Below are 16,795 nucleotides of genomic sequence, written 5' to 3'. Positions count from 1 at the left end.
CATCCCCGCGAGGAGATGCGCCCGGAAGCGGTGAAGCTCTTGCTCAGCGTCGGCGGTCGACGTCCACGAAGTCGACCCGCGCGCCACCGCGACCCGCGAGGGCCGAGATGACGGTGCGGAACGCGGACGCCGTACGACCACCGCGACCGATGACCTTGCCCAGGTCGTCGGGGTGCACGCGCACCTCGAGGACCGAGCCACGGCGCATCTGCTTGTCGCGGACCGAGACGTCGTCGGGGTTGTCGACGATGCCGCGGACCAGGTGCTCGAGCGCGTCAGCCAGCATGGGACTCAGGCCTCGTCGGACTTGGTCTCGGCGGCCTCGGCCTCGTCGGCGGCGACCTCAGGGGTCTCCGACGCCGGAACCTCGGCAGCAGCCTCGGCGGCCGGCGCCTCAGCAGCGTCGTCGGCCTTGTCGGCCTTCTTCTTGTCGGCCTTCTCGGCCTTCTTGGTCACCGCGTCGCCCTTGGCTTCGCTACCGGCTTCCTTGAGCGCCTCGTTGAAGATCTCGAGCTTGTCGCGCTTGGGCTCGGCCACCTTGAGGGTGCCCTCCGCGCCCGGCAGGCCCTTGAACTTCTGCCAGTCACCGGTGATCTTGAGGATCGCGGCAACGGCCTCGGAAGGCTGCGCGCCGACACCGAGCCAGTACTGCGCCCGGTCGGAGGTCACCGAGATGAACGACGGCTCCTCCTTGGGACGGTAGGTACCGATCTCCTCGATGACCTTGCCGTCGCGCTTCTTGCGCGAGTCGACGATGACGATGCGGTATTGCGGCACACGGATCTTGCCCATGCGCTTCAAACGGATCTTGACGGACACGTTGTGGGTGTCTCCTCGACAATTGTGGTTTGGTGAACTGCCCGGGGCCGGGTGGGGACCAGGTCGGACGAATTCTGTGGATCCCGTGCGTCCGGATGAGAGGGGCCATCTGCGCAGGACTCAGCGGGAGATTCTGCCAGACATCCGTCGGGGGTTGAAATCCGGTCCACTTCGCATGCTGCATACTGCTGTTGTCAAGTTGACTTACTCGTCTAACAGGGGGCTCCATGTCGATCACCACCGCAACCACCCGGCGCACCGTCCTGCGCGGGATGGCCGCCACTGGTCTCGTCGCCGCAGCTGGCACGACCGCAGCGAACGCGGGGACCGGGCCGGTCAGGGCGCGCCCCCGGGCCGATCGACCGAATGTGGTCTTCCTGTCGATCGACGACCTCGGCTGGGATGAGCTCGGAAGCTATGGCAACACGTTCAACGAGACGCCGAACATCGATCGCCTCGCCGCCGAGGGACTGCAGTTCGACAACGCGTACGCCGCCGCGCCGCTGTGCTCGCCGACCCGCGCCGCCCTGGTCACCGGCCTCTATCCGGTGCGGACCGGCATCACCGACTTCCTGCGCCAGGAGCCGGCAGCCAGCAACAAGTACCTCTCCCCCGACATCCCCACCGTCCCCGGCGTCCTCGGCCCGCGTGGCTACGTCAGCGGCCTGGTCGGCAAGTGGCACCTGACCGAGACCTACAGCGGTGCGTACGACCAGCGGCCGGGCAACCCGTTCGCGCACGGGTTCGACGAGGTGCTCGTCTCGGAGCAGCAGTACATCGCCGACGGCGACTACTTCCACCCCTACTTCTTCATGCCCGAGCTCCCTGCCCGCGAACCGGGCGAGCACCTGACCGACCGGCTCACCACCGAGGCCGTCGAGTTCATCACCCGTCACCGCGACGAGCCGTTCTTCCTGCATCTCTCCAACTACGCGGTGCACACCACCCTCCACGGCAAACCGGAGCTCGTCGCGAAGTACGCCGCCAAGCCCGGAGCGGACCAGGCTCCGAACCGACCGCAGCTCGCGGCGATGCTCGAGTGCGTCGACGACCAGGTGGGGCGCATCGCGGCCACGCTCGAGGAGCTCGGCCTCGCGGAGAACACCCTGTTCCTGGTCACCTCCGACAACGGCGGCCCCTACCGCGACGCGAACCGGCCCCTGCGCGGCGGCAAGGGCGAGCTCTACGAGGGCGGTATCCGGGTCCCGCTCGTCGCCCACTGGCCGGGCACGGTTGCGGCCGGTCGCCGTACGGCCCAGCTGACCAGCACCATCGACGTCCTGCCGACCGCACTCGCGCTCGCCGGTGGCCGTCCGGGCGCCGAGTTCGACGGCGTCAGCCTGGCCCCCGTGCTCACCGACACGGGCGAGGTCGACCGCGGGCCGATGTTCTGGGTGTACCCCCACTTCATCGGCGCCACCCACCCGCACGCGGCCGTGCGGCACGGGCAGTTCAAGCTCGTGCAGTACCTCCGCGACGGCCGCTCCGAGCTCTACCACCTGGTGCAGGATCCGGGCGAGACCACCGACGTGAGCCGCCGGCACCCCGCCAAGGCGCGCCAGCTGCGTGCGTTGCTCGAGGCCCACATCGCCGAGGTGGACCTGTTCCCACCCACGCCGTCGGAGACGGCGTACCCGATCCTGGAGCTGGACGAGCGCTTCGACGCGGACCTGTCGCACTGGACCGTGCTCCCGGTTCCGACCGGCGGCCCCGTCGGCACGGTCGGAGTCGCCGACGGACAGCTCTCGGTCAGCGCCGAGGAACTGACCCACGTCGTGCTCCGCTCGGAGGTCGCTCCCGGCTCGGACGAGGTGGCACTCGTCCTGGACACCGGCGCATTCGCCGAGGCCGGCACCCAGGACACGGTGTTCGTGGGTGTCGCGAAGGACGCCGACAACTATCTGCTGTTCCGCTACCACAACGGCCACAAGCGGGTCGGCTTCGACCTGCGCAGCAAGGGCCGGCTGGTCACCGCCGGCCAGGAGCCCCACGGCAACCTCGACGGAACCGTCGACCTCACCGGCCCGGGTGCCCGCTATGCGTTCGTGCTGCGCGGCCACGTCGCCACGGCGTACGCCGACCAGGGCTCGGGCTGGGAGTTCCTGTTCACCGCTGACACCGGCGGCGTGCTGGACCTCGGCGACCCCACGGTGCGGGCGCACTACCGCTACGCCACGAGCGTCCGGCTCGACGACGGGACGATCACGTTGGACGGAGTCACCGCGCGCCGTCGAGGCTGACGTGCGGACGGCAGAAAACTCGTGCCAACAAAACCGCCCCGGCGTGCGTCAGAAAGGGAAGGAGCAGTTCTACGACAGGAAACCCGATGAGCACGCTGACCAGAGTCACCCTCGCCGACGCCGCCACCATGGGCCTCGACATCCCCGCCCAGGTGGTCGCACCCCCGCGGCTGACCCAGCGTCTTCCGGCGCTCTACCCCTGGGCGGTGCGGGCCCACCGGGTGCGCCGGCGGATCCAGTGGATGCGGTCGGACACTGCCTGGGCGACAGAGCGTCGCACGACGTCCCTGCCCGTGCGGGTGAAGAAGCATGCGTCCCTGTTGATGCGCGAGCTGTCCGAGGACGAGATGGTGCTCCAGCGCAACAAGGTGGTGAACCTGCGCCTGGCCAGCGCCCGGGTCGACGGCATCGTGATCCGCCCCGGCGAGTCGTTCTCGTTCAACAAGGCGGTCGGCAACTGCACCCGCAGCAAGGGGTACGTCGAGGGGATGCGGCTGTCCAACGGGGCGGCGGTGCCCGGTGTGGGTGGTGGGATCTGCCAGCTCGCCAACCTGCTGCACTGGATGTTCCTGCACTCACCGCTGACCGTCGTCGAACGCTCCGAGCACAGCTTCGACCCCTTCCCCGACAAGGGCCGGGTGCTGCCGTGGGGCGTGGGCTGCTCGATCGTCTACAACTACGTCGACCTCGTCGTCCGCAACGACACCGCGCACACCTTCCAGCTCAAGGCCTTCGTCGACGAGCGGCACCTGCGCGGCGAGCTGCTGGTCGACGAGCTGCCGGAGACGTCGTACAAGGTGGAGGCGCGCAACGAGGCCTTCCTGCGCCACGACGGCGAGATCTTCCGCAAGAACGAGATCTGGCGGACCGTCATCTCGCGTCGCAGCGGCAACGCGATCGGCGAGGAGCTGCTGAAGAAGAACTGCGCCCTGGTGAAGTACGAACCGGCCGACGGCCGCATCATCGACGTCGTCGACTGAGTGCCCCGCTGCGGACTCAGGCGACGACGCTGCCGCGCAGCACGACCGCGGTCGGCTCGAACAGCACCGACAGGTCCTCCAGCGGGTTGCGCGGGTAGACCACGAAGTCGGCCGGCGCACCCTCGTCGAGGCCGCTGTTCCAGCCGAGCCAGCCGCGGGCCCGCCACGACGCGGCACCGAGCGCGTCCTCGGCGCTCAGCCCGATACCGCGCATCGCGATCACCTCGCCGGGCAGGTTGCCGTGACGGCTCACTCCCCCGCCGTCAGACCCGGCATAGAGCTGCACGCCGGCCTCCCGGGCGGCCATGATCGTGTCCGCGCGACGGTCGAACAGGTCGGTCATCGTGGCCGCATAGGCGGGGAACTTCGCCGCCCCTGCCTCGGCGTACGTCGGGAACTTGTCGAGCTGCATCACGGTCGGCACCAGTGCCGTGCCCTGGGCGGCCATCCGGTCGATCAGGTCCTCGGAGAGCCCGGTGCCGTGCTCGATGCAGTCGATGCCTGCGTCGATCAGGCCGGGAAGCACGGCGCTTCCGAAGCAGTGCGCGGTGACCTTCGCGCCGTGCTCGTGAGCGACCCTGATCGCCTCGGCGAACGTCTCGGCCGGGAAGCTCGGAGCCAGGTCGCCGGTCTCGCGCGAGATCCAGTCACCGACGAGCTTCACCCAGCCGTCGCCGCGCTGTGCCTCCTGGGCGACGTACGCCGGCAGGTCGAAGGGTTCGACCTCGTGGGCGTAGTTGCGGATGTAGCGCTTGGTGCGGGCGATGTGGCGTCCCGCCCGGATCAGCCGAGGCAGGTCGTCGCGGTCGTGGATCCAGGCCGTGTCCGCGGCCGAGCCGCAGTCACGGATCAGGAGAGCGCCGGCGTCGCGGTCGGCGATCGCCTGCTGCTCGGTCTCCTCGTCGCTGATGGCGCCGTCGTCGTCCAGCCCGAGGTGGCAGTGGGCGTCGACCAGGCCCGGCACGATCCATCCCTCTGCGGCGCTCTCGGCGCCGGCCTGCCTTTCGTAGGTGATCGTGCCGTCCACGACGTACAGCTCGCGTGCCTCGCCGTCGGGCAGCACTGGTCCGGAGAACCTCAACGCAGTCATGCCCCCGACCGTACCGACTCCACCCGGTCGAGTGCCGTGGTGGTCGTTCAGGCGGCCACCTCAGCACTCGACCGCCCCCTAGCGGGTCAGAGCTGGTCGAGCAGCCAGGAGGGCGACATCGCCATCGCCCCGGCGCCCTGCACGAGTGACTGGAGCATCCGGTCGGCGGAGATCACCGTGACCCGGTGGCCGGCCGTGATCGCCGCCCGTGTCTCGGCCACGATCGTGTCGTCGCCGGCCCCCTTGGCGTGCACCGTGCGGACATGGCCGTCACGTCCCGCTCGGACGCCACCCTTCGCGCCGCCCTCGAGCACCAGCACGATCTCGTCGTACGACGTGTCGCCGACCATCAACTGGCCGTGCAGTCGGCGGGCCGCACCCGCACGGTCGTTCCACCAGCCGTCGGGCCTGGTGCCGACCACGTTGGCCGCGTCGACCACCAGCACGCGCCGGGGCTCAGCACGTGGGAGCTCAGGCACGTCGGAACTCGGCCAGGTAGCGCACCGTGTCGCCGTCGGAGCCGGGCTGGTCCTCCAGCTGCACGAACTCGATGCCGTCGCGGGCGAAGGCATCGATCTCGTCACGGGTGAGCAGCCACGGCGGCCCCTCGTCAAGGTCACCACCCTCGGGCAGCAGCATGCCGATCACCAGGAGCACGCCACCCTGCGCGACCATGGACCGCACTGCTTCGGTGCCCCGCTCGCGCAGGGAGCGCGGCATCGCCTGGACGGTCATCGCCTCGACGACCAGGTCGAAGGCTCCGCTCCACTCGGCGGGAAGGTCGAGCAGGTCGGCCCGGCGTACGACGACCGAGGTGTCGCCCAGTCGTTCGGCAGCAACGGCGACGGCGGTCGGTGAGATGTCGAAGGCCGTGGTCAGGAAGCCGCGATCGTCGAGAAGGAGCGCGTCGTGGCCGGGACCGGCGCCCACCACCATGGCGCGTGCCCCGGCGGACAGGTGCTGCGCGGCCAGGCGTTCGTCGACCCACCACTCGAGCATCGGGTGCGGGCCACCGCGGTCCCACGGCACCACGGCCTCGCCGCGTTCCGCCGCGGCGTAGAGCTCCTCGAACCAGCGGTTCGGGTCGTCGCCCTCACCGGCGACTGCTGCGAGCCGGCGGGCGTCAGCGTCGGGATCCGAGGACATCGCAGGCCCGCGTCACTTCAGGAACTTGGAGAAGTCCTTGGGCAGCTCGAGGTTCTCGGCCGCAGTCTCGTAGTCGATGCCGCCGGGCGTGCCGAACGGGTTGCCGCCGGCCTTGGACTTCTCCTCGAGCTCCTTCTTCTGCTGCGCGGCCTTGGCCGGGTTGCCGGAGACGCGCTTCTTCTTGCCCTTCTGCGGCTTCTGCTTGCCCTTGCCTGCTCCCCCGCCCATGCCGGGGACGCCCGGCATGCCGGGCATGCCGCCACCGCGGGCCATCTGCTGCATCATCTTCTTCGCCTCGAAGAAGCGGTCGACCAGCGTGTTGACGTCGGAGACCTGGGTGCCCGAACCCTTCGAGATGCGCAGCCGGCGGGAGCCGTCGATCATCTTCGGGTTCTCCCGCTCGCCCGGCGTCATCGAGTAGATGATCGCCTGGATGCGGTCGATCTCGCGCTCGTCGAAGTTGTCGAGCTGCTCACGGAACTGGCCCATCCCGGGCAGCATGCCCATGATCTTGGTCAGCGAGCCCATCTTGCGGATCTGCTGCATCTGGGCGAGGAAGTCGGTGAGCGTGAAGTCGCCGCCCTTGCCGGTGAGCTTCTCCGCGGCCTTGAGCGCCTCGTCCTGGTCGAAGGCCTTCTCGGCCTGCTCGATCAGGGTGAGCATGTCGCCCATGTCGAGGATGCGCGAGGCCATCCGGTCGGGGTGGAAGAGGTCGAAGTCGGTCATCTTCTCGCCGGCGGAGGCGAACATGACCGGCTTGCCGGTGATCGACGCGATCGACAGGGCCGCACCACCGCGGGCGTCACCGTCGAGCTTGGTGAGGACGACGCCGTCGTAGCCGACGCCCTCCTGGAAGGCCAGCGCGGTGTTGACGGCGTCCTGGCCGATCATCGCGTCGACGACGAAGAGCACCTCGTCGGGGCTCACCGCGTCGCGGATGTCGGAGGCCTGCTGCATCATCTCCGCGTCGACACCGAGTCGACCGGCGGTGTCGACGATGACCACGTCGTACAGCTTGCGCCTGGCCTCCTCGATCGAGGCCTGGGCGACGGAGACCGGGTTGCCGACGCCGTTGCCGGGCTCGGGGGCGAACACGGGCACGCCGACGCGCTCACCGTTGACCTGGAGCTGGTTGACGGCGTTGGGGCGCTGGAGGTCGCAGGCGACCAGGAGCGGGGTCTTGTCCTGCTCCTTGAGCCACAGCGCCAGCTTCGCGGCCAGCGTCGTCTTGCCGGCACCCTGGAGGCCGGCCAGCATGATGACTGTCGGGCCGGACTTCGCGAACCGCAGGCGACGCGTCTCGCCGCCGAGGATGGTGACGAGCTCTTCGTTGACGATCTTGATGATCTGCTGCGCCGGGTTCAGTGCACCGCTGACCTCTTCGCCACGGGCCCGCTCCTTGACCGCGCCCACGAACTCCTTGACCACGGGCAGGGCGACGTCGGCCTCGAGCAGCGCGATGCGGATCTCGCGCGCGGTGGCGTCGATGTCGGCTTCGGAGAGCCGGCCCTTGCCACGGAGGTTCTTGAAGGTGTCGGCAAGCCGGTCGGAAAGTGTTGCGAACAAGTCGGGCATCCCCTGGGTAGCGGCAGGCGTGGATCAGTGGTCAAGGGTAACCGCCGGGCGCGACTGTCCGAAAAAGCCTGCCCCGCGGCGGCTCAGGGCCCGGTCGTCGTGAGCGCCGCGCGTACGGCGTGGGCGGCCTCCGCCGCGCGTACGTCGGTGAGCACCCCCGCCCCGGTCTCCTGCAGGTAGAACACGTCGATCGCCTGCGGACCGAGCGTGTCCACGTGCGCCGAGCGCACCGACACCCCGACCGCGGCCAGGGCGGAGCAGACGAGGTGGACCACGCCGGGCCGGTCGTCGGTGCGCACCTCGAGGACCGTGGCGCGCTCCGACGCCTCCGGGCGTACGACGACACTGGGCGCCAGACGCGTGGCCGTGGGCCGGGCCAGCTTGCGCGAGACGTCGATGCGTCCCTCGGCGATGCCCTGGATGCGTTGCCGCAGGACGGCGACGTCGAGGTGCTGGTCGGAGACCTCCCACTGCGAGACGCCGTACGCGTCCTGGGTCCAGGCCCGCGCCGCGTGCACCGACGTACGGTGCAGGGCCAGCATCGCCGCGGCGTCGGCGAGCAGTCCGACCCGGTCGCCGGAGACCACCGTCACCCGGCACCCGTCGGTGCCCGGCGTCACCGACACCGCGATGGCCGACGGATCGGCGACCACCTCCGCCGGCACGGGCACCTCCGGCTCGGGGAGGCGGGGGCGCGTCGTCCCGGTCTCCGCGGCCACCAGCGCGGAGTGGCAGCGACGCGCCAGTTGCCGGACCAGGCCGGCGCGCCAGGTCGACCAGGCCTTGCCCGAGGCTGCCCGGGCGTCCGCCTCGGTCAGCGCCAGGAGCAGCGAGAGCGCTTCGGCGGACGGAAGGTGCGAGACCACGACGTCGACCGTCGCCGGGTCGTCGGGGTCGCGCGTCGTCGCGGTCTCCGACAGCAGGAGGTGCCATCGCACCAGCGTCGCGATGAGGTCGACCTCGTCGGGCGCGAACCCGAACCGGGTGGCCACCTCGCGGGCGATCGGCTCCCCCGCCTGGCTGTGCTCGATGAGCCCGCCCTTGCCGATGTCGTGCAGCAACGCCGCCACCAGCAGCACGTCCGGGCGGGCCACGGTGCGGATCAGCGCGCCCGCCTCGATGCAGGTCTCCACCACGTGGCGGTCGACGGTGAAGCGGTGGATCGCCGACGCGTGCGGCAGTGACCGGATGCGCTCCCACTCGGGCAGGATCCGGGCGAGTGCGCCGGTCTGCTCGAGCGTCTCCCAGACGCCGAGGAGACCGCGGCCCGCGGCCAGCATCCGCACCAGAAGCTGCCTTGCCTCGGTCGGCCACGGCTCCGGCAGTGGCGGGCAGGCGCGGACCAGCCGCGCGGCAGTGGCGGGCGCCAGCACGATGTCGCGCTCGGCCGCCGCGGTGGCGGCCCGCAGCAGCAGGACCGGGTCCTTCTCCGGGCGGGCTCCCCTGTCGAGGACCACCTCGTTCTTGGAGACCGCGACACCGGGTGCGATCGGGTCGAGGTCCGGACGCCGGGCACCGACCGCGGCGGGTGGGGCCAGCACGGACTCGACCCGGCGCCAGGTCAGCCGTGAGATGTGCGTGATCCGGCGACCCAGGTCACGGACGACGACCTGCGCGGCGACCGTGTCGTCGAGGCCGAGCGGCTCCGGCAGCTGTGCCCAGATCTCCGGTGGGACGCGGTCGTTGGCCCGGCCGGCCAGGCCCTGGACCACGTCGCGTACGTCGAGCAGGTCCTGGCGGCAGCGTTCGAGCTCCACGTGGGGCGCGTCGACCAGCCACGTCGCCACCAGCGCCTTCATCACGGTGGCGTCGCGCAGGCCGCCCTGGGACTCCTTCAGGTCGGGCACGGAGGCATGGGCCAGCTCCCCCATCAGCGTGTGGCGCTGCACGACGAGCTTGTGCAGGTCGGGCAGCCGCGACTTCGCCTCCCGCCGCCACTGCGCCAGCATCGTCGTGCGCAGCCGCAGGGCCAGGTTGCTGTCACCGGCCAGGAACCGCACGTCCTGCATGCCCAGGGCGACGCGCAGGTCGTCGGAGGCCGCGTCCACGGTCTGCCCGAAGGACCTCACCGAGTGGTCGAGCTTGGCCGCCGAGTCCCACAGCGGGTACCAGATGGCCGTGGCCAGCTCACCGGGGTCGACGTCGTCATCGTGGACCAGCACCACGTCGAGGTCGGAGAACGGAGCCAGCTCTCCCCGGCCGTAGCCCCCGACGGCCACCAGGGCGACGCCCGTGTCGGGCCCATGGAGGTCGGCGTACGCCTTGGTGCAGAGGGCGTCGGCCGCCTCGGTGCGGGCCTGCCTGTCGGCGGCACTCATGAAGAGCCCTGCAAGAATGACGGCATGGAGATCCGGATCTGTGCCAACGGCCACCAGGTGCCGCAGGAGTTCCTCAAGGCCTGCCCGGCATGCGGTGCGTCGCTGGCCGGCGCCGAGTTCGTCGAGGTCGACGAGCTCGACGAACAGTCGACGGTCGCGACCCCGCGGGTGGCCGACGAGGATCCGATCGCGCCGGTGCCCGAGTTCATCAGCGGGCTCCCCTCCGGCCTGATCTTCGTCGTCCTCGGCATCGTGCTCGGGCTGATCGGCTGGCTGTCGGCGGTGGGCGCCGACGGGCGCGGCGTCGCCGCCGGGGCGAGCGTGCTGTTGCTGTGGGCTAGCGGCATCCTGACCTCGATCGGTGTCATCGCCATCGGCGTGAAGCTGGGCGTCGAAGACGCCCGCGGCGTCTGAGCCTCCTCAGATGGCCGCCTCGTCGCGGTCACCGGTGCGCACCCGCACGACGCTCTCGACGGGGCTGACCCAGACCTTGCCGTCACCGATCTTGCCCGTCGCGGCAGCCGACACGATCACGCCCGCGACGGTGTCCACGTCGTCGTCGTCGACCACGATCTCGAGACGCACCTTCGGCACCAGGGCGATGTCGTACTCCGCACCGCGGTAGACCTCGGTGTGGCCCTTCTGGCGCCCGTAGCCGCTGACCTCACTGACCGTCATGCCGGTGATGCCCACGGTCTCGAGGGCGGAGCGGACGTCCTCCCACTTGTGCGGCTTGATGACTGCGGTGATCAGCTTCATCGGTTCTCCTCGTTGTGGCTGGTGTCGTGCTGGGACGGATCGTGGTGGGTCAGGCCGGCCAGGAAGCCGTGGCCCGTGGTGCGAGCTCCCGCCGACGCGTGCAGGTCGTACGCCGACTCGGCGTGGACGACCAGGTCGATGCCGGTGATCTCATGCTCCTCGTCGACCCGGAAGCCCATCAGCTTGTGGACCAGGAGTCCAAGGATGCCCGAGACGACGAACGCGTAGGCCAGCACGACTCCCCCGCCGAGCACCTGCTTGCCGAGCTGGTCGAAGCCGCCACCGTAGAACAGTCCGTCGACGCCGCTGGGTGCCGCCGACGTACCGATCAGGCCGATGCCGAACGTGCCGACCAGGCCACCGACCATGTGCACGCCGACGACGTCGAGCGAGTCGTCGTACTTCCAGCGGTACTTCAGGCCGATCGCGCCGGAGCAGATGGCACCGGCGACCACGCCCATGGCGAGCGCACCCATCGGCGACACGGCGCCGCAGGACGGTGTGATGGCGACCAGGCCGGCCACCATTCCCGAGGCCGCGCCGAGAGAGGTGGCGTGGCCGTCACGGAACCGCTCGACGGCCAGCCAGCCCAGGGTTCCGGCGGCGCCGGCGAGCAGGGTGGCCACGAAGACCAGTGCTGCGTTCTGGTCGGCACCGAGCGCGGACCCGGCGTTGAACCCGAACCAGCCGAACCACAGCAGGCCGGCGCCGAGCATGACGAGGGTCAGGTTGTGCGGCCGCATCGAGTCCTTGCCGAACCCGACCCGCGGGCCCAGCACGAGAGCGAGGGCCAGGGCGGAGGCGCCGGAGCAGATCTCCACCGCCGTGCCGCCCGCGAAGTCGACCAGGCCGAGGCCGTTGAGCAGCCAGCCACCCTCGTGGTCACCGGCGGAGAGGTCGAAGACCCAGTGCGCGATGGGTGCGTAGACCAGCACCGTCCACAGGGCGATGAAGACGATCCAGGCGCCGAAGCGGGCCCGGTCCGCGATCGCTCCGGAGACCAGGGCTCCGGTGATCACGCAGAACAGGCCCTGGAAGACGGCGAAGAGGATCAGCGGGTACGTCGAGTCGCCGTTCGCGCTGGGCTCCATCAGCTGCCCGAGCCCGGCGAACTGGCGCGGATCGCCGACCAGGCCGGCACCCAGGTCGTCACCGAACGCGATCGAGTAGCCGACCAGCACCCAGATCACGATGATCACGGCCAGGGAGCCGAAGGTCATCATCATCATGTTGAGCACGCTCTTGGAGCGGACCATGCCGCCGTAGAACAGGGCCAGGCCCGGTGCCATCAGGAGCACGAGGGCCGTGGCGACGAGCAGCCAGGCGGTGTCCCCGGTGTCGAGGCCCGCGGACGCGACGAGAGGTGAAGTCATGGGGCGAAACTGTGCTTCGCGGTCGTTACCGCCGAGGTCGTGTTGTGTTTCGCGCAGGTAACAAGTCCCGGCCTCCCCACGCCGTACGGCGCCCCGTCTGAATCAGACGGCCTGGAGGCCGGGACCAATGTCACGTCGGTCAGATCGCCGCTTCGTCGCGGTCGCCGGTGCGGACCCGCACGACCGTCTCGATCGGGCTGACCCAGACCTTTCCGTCACCGATCCGGCCGGTGGCGGCGGTCTTGACGACGATGCCCACGATGTCGTCGGCGTCTGCGTCGTCCACGACGATCTCGATGCGGATCTTGGGCACCAAGGCGATGTCGTACTCCGCGCCCCGGTAGACCTCGGTGTGGCCCTTCTGGCGGCCGTAGCCGCTGACCTCGCTGACGGTCATGCCCGTCACGCCGAAGGTCTCGAGAGCCTCACGCACGTCTTCCCACTTGTGCGGCTTGATGACCGCGGTGACCAGCTTCATGCGTTGGCACCTTCCTTCTCCTTGAGGACGCCCGTGCTGGGCGTCAGGCCGCGGCGGGCACCCGACGTGCCGGCCAGGTCGTACGCCGACTCACCGTGCTCGTTGAAGTCGATGCCCTCGACCTCGTGGTCGTCGTGGACCCTCCAGCCCATCGTGTACTTGATGGCCAGGCCGATGATGAGCGTGGCGACGGCCGACCAGAGGATCGCGAAGCCGGCGCAGGCGAGCTGCACGGCGAGGAGCTTCCAGCTGCCGCCGTAGAGCAGGCCCTCGGGGATGGCCTCGGTGGCGGCTGTCGGCGCGGCGAGGAAGCCGATGCCGATCGTGCCGACGAGACCGCCGACGAGGTGGACACCGATTACGTCGAGCGAGTCGTCGTAGCCGAAGCGGTACTTCAGGCCGACCGCCATCGCGCAGAGCATGCCGGCGACGAGGCCCAGGCCGATGGAGCCGACCGGGGTCAGCGAACCACAGGCCGGGGTGATGGCGACGAGACCGGCGACGATGCCCGACGCGGCACCCAGCGAGGTGGCCTTGCCGTCACGGATCTTCTCCAGGAGCAGCCAGCCGAGCATTGCGGCACAGGTGGCCACCGTGGTGTTGATCCAGACCAGGCCGGTCTCGGTGGTGAACTGGGTGAGCATCGCCTCTTCCTCGGTCGAGCCGAAGACGATCGAGCCGACGTTGAAGCCGAACCAGCCGAACCACAGCAGGCCGGCACCGATCATGGTGAGGGTCAGGTTGTGCGGCTTCATCGGCTCCTTGCCGAAGCCGAGGCGCTTGCCGATCAGCAGCACCAGGACGAGCCCGGCGATACCGGCGTTGATGTGCACCACGGTGCCGCCGGCGTAGTCGATCGGCGCCACGTTGGGCAGACCGTCGGTGGTGCCGAACAGCATGCCGGCCAGGCCGTCACCGTCGGCCCAGGTCAGGAAGCCGCCGCCCCACACCATGTGTGCGAGCGGGAAGTAGGAGAGCGTGACCCACAGCGGGACGAAGACCAGCCAGGCCGAGAACTTCACGCGGTCCGCGATGGCGCCGCTGATCAGCGCCGCGGTGATCACGGCGAAGGTCAGCTGGAACGCGACGAACACGTAGTTGGCCGGGTCGAGGTTGCTGATCCCGAAGTTGTGGAACGGGTTGGCGAAGAGGCCGAGGATCTCCTTGCCGGTGTCGCCGTTCGCGTCGGCGTAGGAGTCGCCGTAGGACATGTTCCAGCCCCAGAGGACGTACACGATGCCGACGACGCCCAGGGCCGCGAACGACATCATCATCATGTTGAGCACGGACTTCGAGCGGCTCATGCCGCCGTAGAACAGTGCCAGGCCGGGCGCGGTCATCAACAAGACCAGCGACGCCGACACCAGCATCCAGGTGTAGTAGCCGTCGTACACGGAACCTCCAGGGGTGGATCACGGAGTGGCGGGAGCCCCCACGCCGACGACGATGTCGGCACACTCTCCCGCTCAGTTGGTGAAACCTTCACCTCTGGAGATTTCGGCTTGCGCGTTGCTTCATTGCGCTCAGGAAACGAGTTCCCGCCGTGTGTTACTTCCGTGTGACGCGTTGCTCACACGGGGACGCCTCAGCCGAGGAGGGCGTCGACGAATGCCTCGGGGTCGAACGGCGCCAGGTCGTCGGCGCCTTCGCCGAGGCCGACCAGCTTGACCGGGACGCCGAGCTCACGTTGCACGGCGACCACGATCCCGCCCTTGGCCGAACCGTCGAGCTTGGTCAGCACGATGCCGGTGACGTTGACGATCTCGGAGAAGACGCGGGCCTGGATCATGCCGTTCTGGCCGGTGGTGGCGTCGAGGACCAGCAGCACCTCGGTCACCGGCGCCTGCTTCTCGATCACCCGCTTCACCTTGCCGAGCTCATCCATGAGGCCGGCCTTGTTCTGCAGGCGGCCGGCGGTGTCGACCAGCACCACGTCGTAGTTCTCCTCGACGCCACGCTTGACCGACTCGAAGGCGACGCTGGCGGGGTCGGAGCCCTCGGGTCCGCGGACCACCGGCACGCCGACACGCTCGCCCCAGGTCGCGAGCTGCTCGACGGCGGCGGCACGGAACGTGTCCGCGGCGCCGAGCACGACCTTGCGGTCATCGGCGACGAGGATGCGGGAGATCTTGCCGACGGTCGTGGTCTTGCCGGCGCCGTTCACGCCGACCACGAGCACGACGCCGGGGAGCCCGTCCGCACCGGTGATGGCCAGGCGGCGGTCCATGGTCGGGTCGACCAGGTTGACCAGCTCCTCGCGCAGCACCTGGCGCGGCGTACCGGCCTCGTTCCCCTCGACGCGGAGCCGGGTGCGCAGCTTCTCGACCAGTTCCTGCGTCGGGACGACACCGATGTCGGCGGTGATGAGGGTGTCCTCGATGTCCTCCCAGGTGTCCTCGTCGAGGCGGTCCCGCGAGAGGAGGGCCAGCAGCCCCTTGCCCAGACCGCTCTGCGACCTGGAGAGACGCTGACGCAGCCGAACCAGTCGGCTGGCGGTGCCCTCGGGCTTCTCGAGAGCCGGGGCCGTCCCCGCGTCGACCGGAGCGGGCTCGACGGGAGCGGGCTCGGCCGTGGGCTCCTCGGTGGAGACCTCAGGCGGCGGCTCGACCGGCTTGTCGCGCGGCGGCGCGATGACGTCGGTGCCACCAGCGGGCGGCTTGGTCTTCGAGCGTCCACCGGAGAGCAGTCCGACGACGGCGAGGATGCCGACGACGGCGATGCCGATGATCAGGTAGAGCCAGTCACCCAGGAATTCCATGGGCCAATCCAATCAGACCCGCCGTGGGTCCCCTCGCGACGGTCAGCGCCGGGCGTCGGCGGCTTCCTCGTCGAGAGTGGGCATCGCGTCGACGCCCTTGCGCAGCGCCGTGCCGACCCACGGCACCGCGGGCAGGTCCTCTCCGCGGTGCGGGAAGGCGACGTAGAGCACGACCACTGCCGCGAGCAGCACGATCACGAGCATCATCAGCACGATGGCCAGCAAGCAGATCACCTCGGTGTTGGAAAGCGGACGTCACCAACATCGTGACACGGCAACGTCATCCTTCCCCCATTCCGACGCGCGGAACGTGTCACACCCCACGCCGTACGGCGCCCGCCGGCGACCCCACGACAGGTCATCACGAGCTGACGACAGGTCAGCGCAGCAGGGGCTCGACGGCAGCGCGGATCACGTCGGGCATCGGCACGACGGGCCGGTTGCCGGCGCCGTGCTCGTTGTCGACGTACACGTGCACGAAGCGGCCCTCGGCCGCGGCCTCGTCGGAGTCGCCCTGGAACAGCCCGATCCGGTAGATGATCGACGACGTGCCGACCTTGTCGACCACGAGTCCCATCTCGATCGGCTCCGGGAACCCGATCTCGCGGAAGTAGCGACAGCTCGTCTCCGCGACGACGCCGATCTGCGGCAGGAACCGCACGTTCGTGCCGGTCGCCTCCATGAGGTGGGCGTTGACGGCCGTGTCGAACAACTCGTAGTAGGTCGCGTTGTTCAGGTGGCCGTAGACGTCGTCGTCGCGCCACCGGGTGGTCACGGTGCGCCAGGCGACGTAGTCGGCGCGGGTGGGTCGGGTCTTCTCGTCACTCACGCAGGGCACCCTATGCGGTTGACTCGTCTGCTCGTGCACCCTGCTCGCCCCGGGTGACTGCGACCCGGCGTGCAGGCCCCGCGATGCCGCCTGACCACACCGAGTGAGGCGGCGCTGTTCATTTCGACATGCAGTTCACGCCACGAGTGCGTCAGCTGAGCGTGACGTGAGCATCGGGACGAGCGAACTGCCCGTCGAAATGAACGTCTTGCCCCTGGGACGGCCGCTCGTCGTCCGCTGACGGACCGCACCGGACCGTCCGACAGGCAACTCGCGGGCGGTGGGCCGGATCTGGGCGTGAGCCGCGCCCACACCCGCCTGCTCACCTGTCGTACGGTCCGCCAGCCGCGTCTCGCCGACCTGGCGCCGGCCGTGCCGGTGAGTGCTGCCCTGGTCGAACCCCCACAGCCGACCGGGTGACTGCGATCCG

The 16,795-nt window shown here is 69.8% G+C and carries 18 protein-coding genes; 4 read left to right on the top strand and 14 right to left on the bottom strand.

Going from position 1 to position 16,795, the window contains the following annotated elements; all coding sequences use genetic code 11:
- Positions 1–43: 43 nt before the first annotated feature.
- Positions 44–286 (bottom strand): RNA-binding protein, encoded by a 243-nt coding sequence (locus ASD66_RS08905; protein ID WP_056676322.1) that lies wholly within the window; start codon positions 284–286, stop codon positions 44–46.
- Between the two features lie 5 nt (positions 287–291).
- Positions 292–819 (bottom strand): 30S ribosomal protein S16, encoded by a 528-nt coding sequence (rpsP, locus tag ASD66_RS08900; protein WP_056890738.1) that lies wholly within the window; start codon positions 817–819, stop codon positions 292–294.
- 227 nt (positions 820–1,046) lie between these two features.
- On the opposite strand from rpsP, the gene ASD66_RS08895 reads away from it, so the two are divergent.
- Both ASD66_RS08895 and ASD66_RS08890 read left to right on the top strand, forming a co-directional pair.
- Positions 1,047–3,059 (top strand): sulfatase, encoded by a 2,013-nt coding sequence (locus tag ASD66_RS08895; protein WP_056890737.1) that lies wholly within the window; start codon positions 1,047–1,049, stop codon positions 3,057–3,059.
- A gap of 86 nt (positions 3,060–3,145) precedes the next feature.
- A complete protein-coding gene (locus tag ASD66_RS08890; RefSeq protein ID WP_235530018.1) occupies positions 3,146–4,039 on the top strand; it encodes a VanW family protein in 894 nt (297 codons plus the stop codon).
- A gap of 16 nt (positions 4,040–4,055) precedes the next feature.
- Here the strand turns inward: ASD66_RS08890 and ASD66_RS08885 are convergent, their stop codons facing one another.
- The 5 genes from ASD66_RS08885 to ASD66_RS08865 all read right to left on the bottom strand — a co-directional run bounded on the left by ASD66_RS08885 (position 4,056) and on the right by ASD66_RS08865 (position 10,168).
- A complete protein-coding gene (locus tag ASD66_RS08885) occupies positions 4,056–5,129 on the bottom strand; it encodes an amidohydrolase family protein (protein ID WP_056676314.1) in 1,074 nt (357 codons plus the stop codon).
- 86 nt (positions 5,130–5,215) lie between these two features.
- Positions 5,216–5,608, bottom strand: coding sequence for an NYN domain-containing protein (locus ASD66_RS08880; RefSeq protein WP_056890736.1), 393 nt, complete (start codon positions 5,606–5,608; stop codon positions 5,216–5,218).
- Positions 5,601–6,275 carry a class I SAM-dependent methyltransferase gene (locus ASD66_RS08875; RefSeq protein WP_056890735.1) on the bottom strand — a complete coding sequence of 225 codons (675 nt, stop codon included), beginning with the start codon at positions 6,273–6,275 and terminating at the stop codon, positions 5,601–5,603. Before ASD66_RS08875 ends, ASD66_RS08880 begins: the two co-directional genes overlap by 8 nt.
- A gap of 12 nt (positions 6,276–6,287) precedes the next feature.
- Positions 6,288–7,841: a signal recognition particle protein gene (gene ffh / locus ASD66_RS08870; RefSeq protein ID WP_056891411.1), complete on the bottom strand. Its 1,554-nt coding sequence runs from the start codon at positions 7,839–7,841 to the stop codon at positions 6,288–6,290.
- A gap of 92 nt (positions 7,842–7,933) precedes the next feature.
- Positions 7,934–10,168, bottom strand: coding sequence for a [protein-PII] uridylyltransferase (locus ASD66_RS08865; protein ID WP_056890734.1), 2,235 nt, complete (start codon positions 10,166–10,168; stop codon positions 7,934–7,936).
- A gap of 24 nt (positions 10,169–10,192) precedes the next feature.
- Here ASD66_RS08865 and ASD66_RS08860 point away from each other — a divergent pair, with 24 nt between their 5' ends.
- Positions 10,193–10,582, top strand: coding sequence for a hypothetical protein (locus ASD66_RS08860; protein ID WP_056676302.1), 390 nt, complete (start codon positions 10,193–10,195; stop codon positions 10,580–10,582).
- 6 nt (positions 10,583–10,588) lie between these two features.
- Here the strand turns inward: ASD66_RS08860 and ASD66_RS08855 are convergent, their stop codons facing one another.
- From ASD66_RS08855 to ASD66_RS08825, 7 genes are all read right to left on the bottom strand, one after another.
- Complete coding sequence (locus ASD66_RS08855) at positions 10,589–10,927, bottom strand: P-II family nitrogen regulator (RefSeq protein ID WP_056676300.1); 339 nt, start codon at positions 10,925–10,927, stop codon at positions 10,589–10,591.
- Positions 10,924–12,300 carry an ammonium transporter gene (locus ASD66_RS08850; RefSeq protein ID WP_056890733.1) on the bottom strand — a complete coding sequence of 459 codons (1,377 nt, stop codon included), beginning with the start codon at positions 12,298–12,300 and terminating at the stop codon, positions 10,924–10,926. The genes ASD66_RS08855 and ASD66_RS08850 overlap by 4 nt, the downstream gene beginning before the upstream one ends.
- 139 nt (positions 12,301–12,439) lie before the next feature.
- Entirely contained in the window at positions 12,440–12,778 is a 339-nt protein-coding gene (locus ASD66_RS08845) for a P-II family nitrogen regulator (RefSeq protein WP_056676294.1), read from the bottom strand.
- Positions 12,775–14,172 carry an ammonium transporter gene (locus ASD66_RS08840; RefSeq protein ID WP_235530017.1) on the bottom strand — a complete coding sequence of 466 codons (1,398 nt, stop codon included), beginning with the start codon at positions 14,170–14,172 and terminating at the stop codon, positions 12,775–12,777. Before ASD66_RS08840 ends, ASD66_RS08845 begins: the two co-directional genes overlap by 4 nt.
- A 191-nt stretch (positions 14,173–14,363) precedes the next feature.
- A complete protein-coding gene (gene ftsY / locus ASD66_RS08835) occupies positions 14,364–15,536 on the bottom strand; it encodes a signal recognition particle-docking protein FtsY (protein ID WP_056676292.1) in 1,173 nt (390 codons plus the stop codon).
- A 42-nt stretch (positions 15,537–15,578) separates the two neighbouring features.
- Entirely contained in the window at positions 15,579–15,761 is a 183-nt protein-coding gene (locus ASD66_RS08830; protein WP_156388612.1) for a hypothetical protein, read from the bottom strand.
- A gap of 154 nt (positions 15,762–15,915) precedes the next feature.
- A complete protein-coding gene (locus ASD66_RS08825; protein WP_056890732.1) occupies positions 15,916–16,365 on the bottom strand; it encodes an acyl-CoA thioesterase in 450 nt (149 codons plus the stop codon).
- Between the two features lie 297 nt (positions 16,366–16,662).
- Here ASD66_RS08825 and ASD66_RS25515 point away from each other — a divergent pair, with 297 nt between their 5' ends.
- The gene (locus ASD66_RS25515) at positions 16,663–16,785 is read left to right on the top strand and encodes a hypothetical protein (RefSeq protein WP_268788519.1); all 123 of its coding nucleotides are present in this window, start codon (positions 16,663–16,665) and stop codon (positions 16,783–16,785) included.
- Positions 16,786–16,795: the final 10 nt, after the last annotated feature.

It is taken from the genome of Nocardioides sp. Root151 (assembly GCF_001427925.1).
Taxonomy (GTDB): domain Bacteria; phylum Actinomycetota; class Actinomycetes; order Propionibacteriales; family Nocardioidaceae; genus Nocardioides.
Note: the sequence above shows the minus strand (reverse complement) of the source record. Positions and strands in the feature narration are given on the sequence as shown.